Source organism: Streptomyces sp. NPDC006476 (assembly GCF_040612015.1).
GTDB lineage: Bacteria > Actinomycetota > Actinomycetes > Streptomycetales > Streptomycetaceae > Streptomyces > Streptomyces griseorubiginosus_B.
Map to the genome: position 1 here is coordinate 1 of NZ_JBEXPK010000157.1, position 8,157 is coordinate 8,157.

5 protein-coding genes are annotated in these 8,157 nt (G+C 68.1%); 3 read left to right on the forward strand and 2 right to left on the reverse strand.

Annotated elements, in window-relative coordinates:
• The coding region (locus ABZZ74_RS51485; RefSeq protein WP_356951043.1) for a hypothetical protein at positions 1–1,360 on the reverse strand (1,360 nt) is incomplete at its 3' end.
• Positions 1,361–2,258: 898 nt separating this feature from the next.
• Between ABZZ74_RS51485 and ABZZ74_RS51490 the strand changes: the two genes are divergently transcribed.
• Together ABZZ74_RS51490 and ABZZ74_RS51495 are read left to right on the forward strand one after the other, a co-directional pair.
• Positions 2,259–2,585, forward strand: a complete 327-nt coding sequence (locus ABZZ74_RS51490) for a CU044_2847 family protein (protein WP_356951044.1) — start codon at positions 2,259–2,261, stop codon at positions 2,583–2,585.
• Positions 2,582–6,709: a trypsin-like peptidase domain-containing protein gene (locus ABZZ74_RS51495; RefSeq protein WP_356951045.1), complete on the forward strand. Its 4,128-nt coding sequence runs from the start codon at positions 2,582–2,584 to the stop codon at positions 6,707–6,709. The genes ABZZ74_RS51490 and ABZZ74_RS51495 overlap by 4 nt, the downstream gene beginning before the upstream one ends.
• A 102-nt stretch (positions 6,710–6,811) precedes the next feature.
• On the opposite strand, the gene ABZZ74_RS51500 is transcribed toward ABZZ74_RS51495, so the two are convergent.
• The gene (locus ABZZ74_RS51500) at positions 6,812–6,955 is read right to left on the reverse strand and encodes a hypothetical protein (RefSeq protein WP_356951046.1); all 144 of its coding nucleotides are present in this window, start codon (positions 6,953–6,955) and stop codon (positions 6,812–6,814) included.
• Positions 6,956–7,136: 181 nt separating this feature from the next.
• Here ABZZ74_RS51500 and ABZZ74_RS51505 point away from each other — a divergent pair.
• The coding region (locus ABZZ74_RS51505) for an IS1634 family transposase (RefSeq protein WP_356951047.1) at positions 7,137–8,157 on the forward strand (1,021 nt) is incomplete at its 3' end.

The following is an 8,157-nucleotide window of genomic DNA, read 5'->3' on the forward strand; positions in this document are numbered from 1 at the left end:
CGGCGGCGTTGGTGAGGTCGTTGTGGTTCCACTGGCCGTTGAACCACAGTTCGTGGATGTGCCCGTCGATGCCTCGGTAGACGACGTGCTGGGTGTTGTCGGCGTTCCAGGTGTAGCCGGCTGGATCGCCGGAAGCGAGGACGGGGGCGACGGCGGCGTTGGTGAGGTCGTTGTGGTTCCACTGGCCGTTGAACCACAGTTCGTGGATGTGCCCGTCGATGCCTCGGTAGACGACGTGCTGGGTGCGGTCCACGTCCCAGGTGTAGCCAGCTGGTTTGCCGACAGACAGCGGCGGGCCGCCTGAGGCGTTGGTGAGGTCGTTGTGGTTCCACTGGCCGTTGAACCACAGTTCGTGGATGTGCCCGTCGACGCCGCGGTAGACGACGTGCTGGGTGGTGTCCACGTCCCAGGTGTAGCCGGCGAGGTCGCTGGCCGGCACAGGTGGGAGGCCTGAGGCTTCGGTGAGATCGTTGTGGTTCCACTGGCCGTTGAACCAGAGCTCATGCACGTGACTGTCGCCGCCGCGGAAGACGACGTGCTGGGTGCTGTCCGCGGCCCAGGTGTAACCAGTCGGATCCCCGCCAGCCAGGATCGGGATGCCGGCGGCAGCCGTGAGATCGTTCTGTGCCCACGGGGCTTCGCCGCGGCAGCTGAGCTCCACCTCTCCGTCCGCTGCGCCGTCAACGGCCACGACCGTCCGCTGTCCGCAGTCAGAAACGGTGTTGTTGACAGACCAGTTGACGCTGGGTGTGGTCCCCCCGGTGCGAATGTTGATCGCGGTTACCGGGGTCACGTCAGTACCGGGGTAGTCCTGGCACTGCATGATCCCGTAGGCCTCCAACGTCTCAACACACCACGTGAGTTCAGGGTTGTTTTGAACCGGCAGTGCGGTGTTGGCCAAGCCCTGGAACGAGGACGTGTAGTTGAACAGGTTGCCGTTGCGGCTGTCCAGGGTCATCACGCCGGTGAGCACATCACCGGGGTTGACGCGGACGAGTGTGGTGTGGAATGCGCTGCCGCCGCCGACGTACCACGATGCCACGGACCAGTAGTCGCCACCGCCTGCGGCGGACGATCCCCACTGCAGCACGGGCTGCAGAATATGGCTACCGTCGCCGGGTTCGATCCCGTTGAAGAAGAAGATCGTCTGCCCCGAGTTCGTGACCGGCGGCCGCGGAACGGTCCAGGTACTGGTGAAGGAAGAGACCGGCGTTCCCGTGTTGTTGAGCCATGACGCGTAGGTGATCCAGCCAGCACCCAGAGCTGGACTGACGGCCTCGGGGACCTCGCGGGGCGCCTCGATCCGTTGCAGGACGCGGTTCTGCTGATCGACCAGGTGCAGCTGGTCGTCCGTTCGCACGAGCGAGTGCCCAGGCTGAACCCGGTACACCGAGGAGCGCGGACGCGGACCGCAGGGTGTAACGACCATGGTGGCGTCGTCGACGGATGCCACATCCACCACAGTGTGCTTGCCGGACGGATCGTGGCTGACCGCTTCGCCCTGGCCTACCCTCTTGACGGTGGACTGAGGCCGTGGACCGCCGGGCGCCACGACCATCCTGTCGGTGGAGGATCCTGTCATTACTGTCTCTCCCATCGCGCGAGAACGGGGCAAGAGTCAAATGCACTGTTCATCCGGATGAGTTCCCCCTAGACCACCTTGCGCCTGAAAAGACGGGTACGCCAATTGAGAGCCGGTCCGTTAGTGCTCCAGCAGCACCTTGACGTTTTCCCTGTTCAGAGGCGGTCTGGGGGAGTGTAGAGGGCCGATGACCGGCCCGTGATCTCTCCAGACGATCGGCAGTGGCGAGGCGGTGCCCGCAGCACCATGGCAATCGGCCAACGGTGGCCGACTAACGATCGCACGGGCGGACAGGAACAACCCTCCGCCTGGCTCACTGCTGCGCCTGCCTGCTACGTCCAGCGCATGCCCAACTCATCCAGAGCCTCACGGCGCTCCGCAGGCGGCTCCCCGGCGTATGGGCCACCAGTTGCTATCTGCTTGAGGAGTGGGGAGTGGTGGGCGGGCGTCCCCTGGGGGTGTGGCTGGCAGACGTCGGTTCGTCCGCCAGCCCCCTGGATTGGGTGACGCTGGTGAGATGGGGACCGGGGTCGCAACGAGCGGGGCGCCCGTGCTGTTGAGGGAGGTGTTCGACGTCTCAACCCACCGACAGAGGTGCCTTGGCTAGGCGCCAGATCTGGCCTCCGTACGGCCCGCCCGGCATGCGGCATGTGCCAGGAGCAAGGAGGCTGGTGGCATGGTGACTCCTGTGACCCGGATTCCGCTGGACAGCGGCGGCTCCGTTCTGGTCGAGCAGCCGGCCGCCGCGTGGGACGGGCCGGTCAAGGCTGGCCGCGTCGGCGACACGGTGCGCGAACTCCCGGTGACTCTGCAAAGGTCGCTGGAGCCGATCACGGAGGCTGCCCGCGCCACCCTCGACCAGTTGCGCAAGGTCCGACCCGACGAGATCACCCTCGAGTTTGGCGTCAACCTCGCGGTGGAGGCGGGGGCTGTGATCACCAAGAGCCAGGCCGGTTGCCATCTGAAGGTGACCGTGTCCTGGAAGAGCGACGGCTCCTCATGACCGGCGCGGAGAACGAGACGCCAGACGGTCCGCCGGGGGGCGGCATCGCAGGCGATCTGCTCAGCGCCGTCGCCCAGATCCTGCGGCCGGACGGGTCGGTGGCCGGGGCAGGGTTCCTGGTCGCCGAGGGCGTCGTTGTCACCTGCGCGCACGTCATCGAGGCCGCCGGCGGCGGACCGGGGGCCGGTGCCGTGCTGTCCTTTCCCCATCTGGAGGCCGCAGGAGGCGTGGAGGGTGCAGTACTGGGCGACCTGTGGCGGGCCGCCGAGGCCGGGGACGTGGCGTTCATCCGGCTGAGGGGCGGTATGCCGGCCGGGGCGCGGCCGGTGCCGCTGGGCTCGGCGGAGGGCCGGGGCCATGAGGTGCGCTCGTACGGGTTCCCCGCGCAGGCCCCGCCGGAAGGGCACTTCGGGTACGCCGTGACCGGCGACCTGCTCCCGAGCACGGACGGCACGGGCCCGCACCTTCAACTGACCGCCGCGAACGACCTCACCACCGGTTTCAGCGGCGGGCCTGTCATGGACGAGGTGACTGGCCTGGTCATCGGCATGCTTACGGAGATCACCGCACCGGACAGGTTCGAACGGGGGCAGGGCATCGCGTACGTCACGCCGACCCAGGTCCTCCGGGAGATGCTGCCGGAACTGACCGAGCAGGACGTGTGTCCGTACCGGGGACTGGAACCGTTCACCGCGGAGCACGCCCGCTGGTTCCAGGGCAGGGCGGAGGCGGTACGGCAGGTCGTGACGAACCTCGCTCAGCAACGCCAGCTGACCCTGCTGCTGGGGCCGTCCGGTTCGGGCAAGTCGTCGCTGATCCAGGCGGGTGTGCTGCGGGCGCTGGCGGAGGGAGAACTGCCGGGCAGCGACCGATGGCTGCCCGTCCTCACCCGGCCGAGGCAGGACATGCTCGCGGAGATCGAGCGGGCCGGGTTGCCGGGGGCGAGCGACGAGGGAATCGTCGCGGCGGTCAACCGACGGCTGGCTGTCGACCCCGATTATCAGCGCGTCCTGCTGGTCATCGACCAGTTCGAGGAACTACTGGTGCAGACGGTCAACGGCCGCCTGCGGGAGCTGCTGTCGGTCATCGACGAGGTGACGACGGCCGCCGACGCTTACACGAAGACCACCGTCATCCTGATCATGCGGGACGACTTCTATCCTCAACTAGCCGCGCTGGCACCGAAGTTGCTGGAAGCTGCTATGCCCGGACTCCTCAATGTGCCGGGCACCCTGAGCCAGGAGGACTTGCACGACATCATCGTGCTGCCCGCGCGAGACGTGGGACTCCACTTCCAGCCGGGGCTGCCCGAACGGATCATCGGCGACGTCCTGGACATCACCCCGGAAGCGGCCATCACCCGCCAGGCGCCCGTCACCGTGCTGCCCCTCCTGGAAATGACGCTCAGCCAGCTGTGGCTGCGCAGACAGGACGGCCACCTCACGCACGAGGCGTACCGGCGCATCGGAGGAGTCAGCGGAAGCGTGACTACCTGGTGCGACAGCGCCCTGCGCGAACTGACCCCCGATCAACAACTCATCGCCCGGCGGGCACTGACCTCCCTGGTCCATCCCTCCGACCCCAGCCGCAACATCACGGCCGTACGGACCCAGGTTCCGCTGGACGAGCTCCGCATCCTCGCAGCGGACCCCGGACGCAGCGGGGAGAAAACGGTCGACGCGGTGATCGCCTCCCTGACCCGGTGTCGCATCATCACCACACAGACGCTCCGTGTGCCGCAACACCCTGACGCGCCCGGCGAGCCGGTGGCCGAACTGATCCACGAGGCGCTCATCCGCGACTGGGGCGCACTGCGGGAATGGGTCCAGCAGGACCGCCGCTTCCAGGAGTGGCTCGACCGCACGCGAGAGCGGCAGGCCCACTGGGCCGAGAAGAAAGACCCCGGGGACCTGTTGGGCAGGACGGCGCTGGCGGAAGGGCTGGAGTGGTCGCGCAGGCGGCGGCTCCCGGCGGAGATCGGGGCGTATCTGGAGGCCAGCCAGGCAAGGCAGCAAGCGGCGATACGCCGCACCAGGCGGGTGGTCGCGGTTCTGGCCGGCTTGCTGGTGCTGGCGTTGCTGGCTGTGGGAGGCGCCGTCTGGCAGTGGCGTACGGTCGTCGATGAGCGGCAGGCGGCACGGTCCCGCGAGTTTGCGGCACAGTCCGACGACCTCAGCTACACGAACCCCGACCTGGCCTCGCTGCTGGCCGTGCAGGCCTACCGCACCCATCACACCTCGGAGGCCGTCGAGAGTCTGCGGGCCGCCGCGGCCCTCCCGAGGCACCGTCGCTTGTACGGGCACACCGGCGAGGTGAAAGCCGTGGCCTTCAGCCGCGACGGCCGCACACTGGCCTCCGCCGGCGCGGACGGGACGGTACGCCTGTGGGACCCGGCAACGGGCAAGCCCGGGCGTGTCCTCCGGGGACACACCGGCGCGGTGACAGCGCTGGCCTTCAATCGGTCCGGCGACACTCTGGCGACCGGCAGTGCGGACAAGACCGTACGCCTGTGGGACCCGGCGACGGGCAAGACCCGTGCCAGACACGACGGATACACGGGCAGCGAACTCTCGGTCGCCTTCAGTCCGGAAGGCGACACACTGGCGGTCGGCGACGCCAAGAGCGCGCGCCTGCTCGACCCGGCCACGGGCGACACCCGAAGGACGCTCCCAGGGGCGAGGCGCCCGCTCGCCTTCAGCATCGACGGCCGCACTCTCGCCACCGGCGCCGCAGGCCGGACAGCGCGCCTGTGGGACCCGGCCACGGGCGAACTCCGCAAAACTGTCACCGGATTCCCGGACGAGGTGGTGTCGCTGACGTTCAGCCCTGACAACCACACGCTCGCCACCATCACCAAGGACGGCACCATTCAGTTGAGGAACCCGGCCACCGGCAAGCTCCGCAAGACCCTCGACTACGGAGCGTCTTGGCTGGTCTACAGCCCGGACGGCGTCACCTGCGCCACTGGCGACGGTGGCGTGGAGCTGTGCGACGCGGCCACCGGCGCAACGCGCGCGACTCTCACCGGACACTCCGGCAGCGTCCTTGGCGCGGCGTACAGTCCGAAGGGCCGCACCCTCGCCACCGCCGGCGGCGACGGAACGGTACGTCTGTGGGACGCGTCCGCGCTAACCAACCACGGCACCTTCAAGGAACCCACCGGCGAGGTGTACGCGATGGCGTTCAGTCCGAAGGGCCGCATCCTCGCCACCGCCAGCGACGACAACACAGCACGCCTGTGGGACACGACGACCGGAAGGGTCCGTCACAAGCTCAAGGGACACACCGGTGCGGTAAACGCGGTGGCGTTCAGTCCGAACGGCCGCATCCTCGCCACCGCCAGCGACGACCAGACCGTCCGCCTGTGGGACACGGCCACCGGAAAGTTCCGTCACAAGCTCACTAGACACACCGGTGCGGTAAAGGCGGTGGCGTTCAGCCCCGACGGCCGCACCCTGGCGACCGGCGGTGAGGACCACATCGTGCGCCTGTGGGATCCGGCCTCCGGTGCACTGCGTGCTCGCCTCGACAAACACAGCGAATCGGTGTGGGCGGTTGCTTTCAGCCCTGATGGCCACACCCTCGCCACAGGAGGCGCCGACTCTGCTGTGTGGCTCTGGGACGTCACCCGTCACAAGGCCCGCAGAAGAATCAGCGGACATACTGGCACCGTGTGGGGTGTGGCGTTCAGCCGTGATGGTCGTCATACCCTCGCCACGACCGGAGACGACGGAATCATCCTTCTCTCGGACGCGACCACCGGCAAGATGCGCCGCGCCTTCAGCGGAGACACCGACGGAGAGTACGCGCTGGCATACGCCCCCCACAGCCACACTCTCGCCGCCCTCGGTTATAAAACTGTGAAGCTGTGGGACACCGATCGGAGCAAGTCCCGCGCCCTCCCCAAGGCTGCCGACGAGATGCGGTCCATGGCGTTCAGCCCCGACGGCCGTACCCTGGCCGTCGGTGGCCCGACGGTTCAACTGTGGAGCGTCACCACGTCCCTGAATCCCGCCAAAGCCGTTGAACAAGTCTGCCGTGATCTCAACCGCGACCTCACCGCCGACGAACGCGCGGCCTACCTTCGCGACGAATCAGCGGGCCCCGTCTGCCCATCGCACTGACGGCGGGTCGTCCCGCACCCAGCCGTCAGAGGGTATGACACCTGATGCCCGATTCTTCGTTTCGTGTTGGTCGAGCGGGAAGGTCGCGGCCACGTCGGTCGACTACGGCTGGGGCTGCGCGTACAAGCCCTGCTCGGTCTCGGTCAGGATTCCGCGGTCGGCCAGCCGTTTGAGTTCGCTGATCAGCACCGGGACCTGGCGGTGGTTGAAGACCGCGTCGCCATACGGGATCAGGCTGCCCAGCATGGCCGGGGTTCCGCAGCAAATCAACGTCCTGGTAGACACTGCCCGGCGAACGTGCTGGTCAGCGCATCCGAAGGTGGTGGCACGTCCCAGAAGTCCTAGTGACACAGACCTTCGAAGTCTATGTTCTGACCTGCGGACTCGATGAGACTGGCTAGCGATCAGCCTGCTAGGGTCGCTGCCCGTGTACGTGAAGGCATCCACGCGCAAGGGCCGCGACGGCAAGACCGTGCGCTACCTCCAACTCGCCCACAACGAGTGGGACCCGGTCGCCAAGGCCTCGCGCACCAAGGTCCTGTACTCCTTCGGCCGCGAGGACCAACTCGACCGCCCGGCCATCGAGCGCCTCATCGCCGCGCTCGGCCGGATGCTCGACCCGGCCGGGGCCACGCCGGCCTCCGGCGAGGGCCTGACCCTGACCGACTCGCGCCCGTTCGGCGCCGCGCACGCCCTCGACGCCCTGTGGCGTCAGCTGGGTATCGACAAGCTCATGGCCAAGGAACTGACGGGCCGAAAGATCCCCGTCCGCGTCGAACGGGTGCTGTTCGCCCTGACCGCCAACCGTGCACTGGACGCCTCCAGCAAGCTGGCCGCCACCGACTGGATCGCCCACGACACCCTCATCGACGGCCTCCCCGAGATCAGCGACGACGCCTGCTACCGGGCGATGGACTGGCTGCTCCAGATAGAACCAGCCCTGGCGAAGAACGTGTACTTCCACGTCACCGACCTGCTCAACCTGGAAGTGGACCTGCTGTTCTTCGACACCACCAGCACCTACTTCGAGACCGAGGAGGCCGACGAGCCCGCCCCGCGCGACGCCGACGGCCGCCTGCTCCCCGAAGACAGCGACCCCCAACAGGCCGTCCACCACCGCGGATTCCGCGCCCACGGCAAGTCCAAGGACTCCCGCGACGACCTGCCCCAGGTCGTCGTCGGCATGGCCGTCACCCGCGACGGCATCCCGGTCCGCGTCTGGTCATGGCCCGAAGCGACCGCCGACTCCGACCTGATCCGCCAGGTCAAGCGCGACCTGCGTGAGTGGTCCCTCTCACGCGTCGTCTGGGTCGCCGACCGCGGCTTCACCTCCGCCGCCAACCGCCGAGCCCTCATGCAAGGAGGCGGCGGCTACATCATCGGCGAGAAACTCCGCTCCGGCTCTCCCGAGGTCACCGCCGCGCTGGCCCGCCCCGGCCGCTACAAGG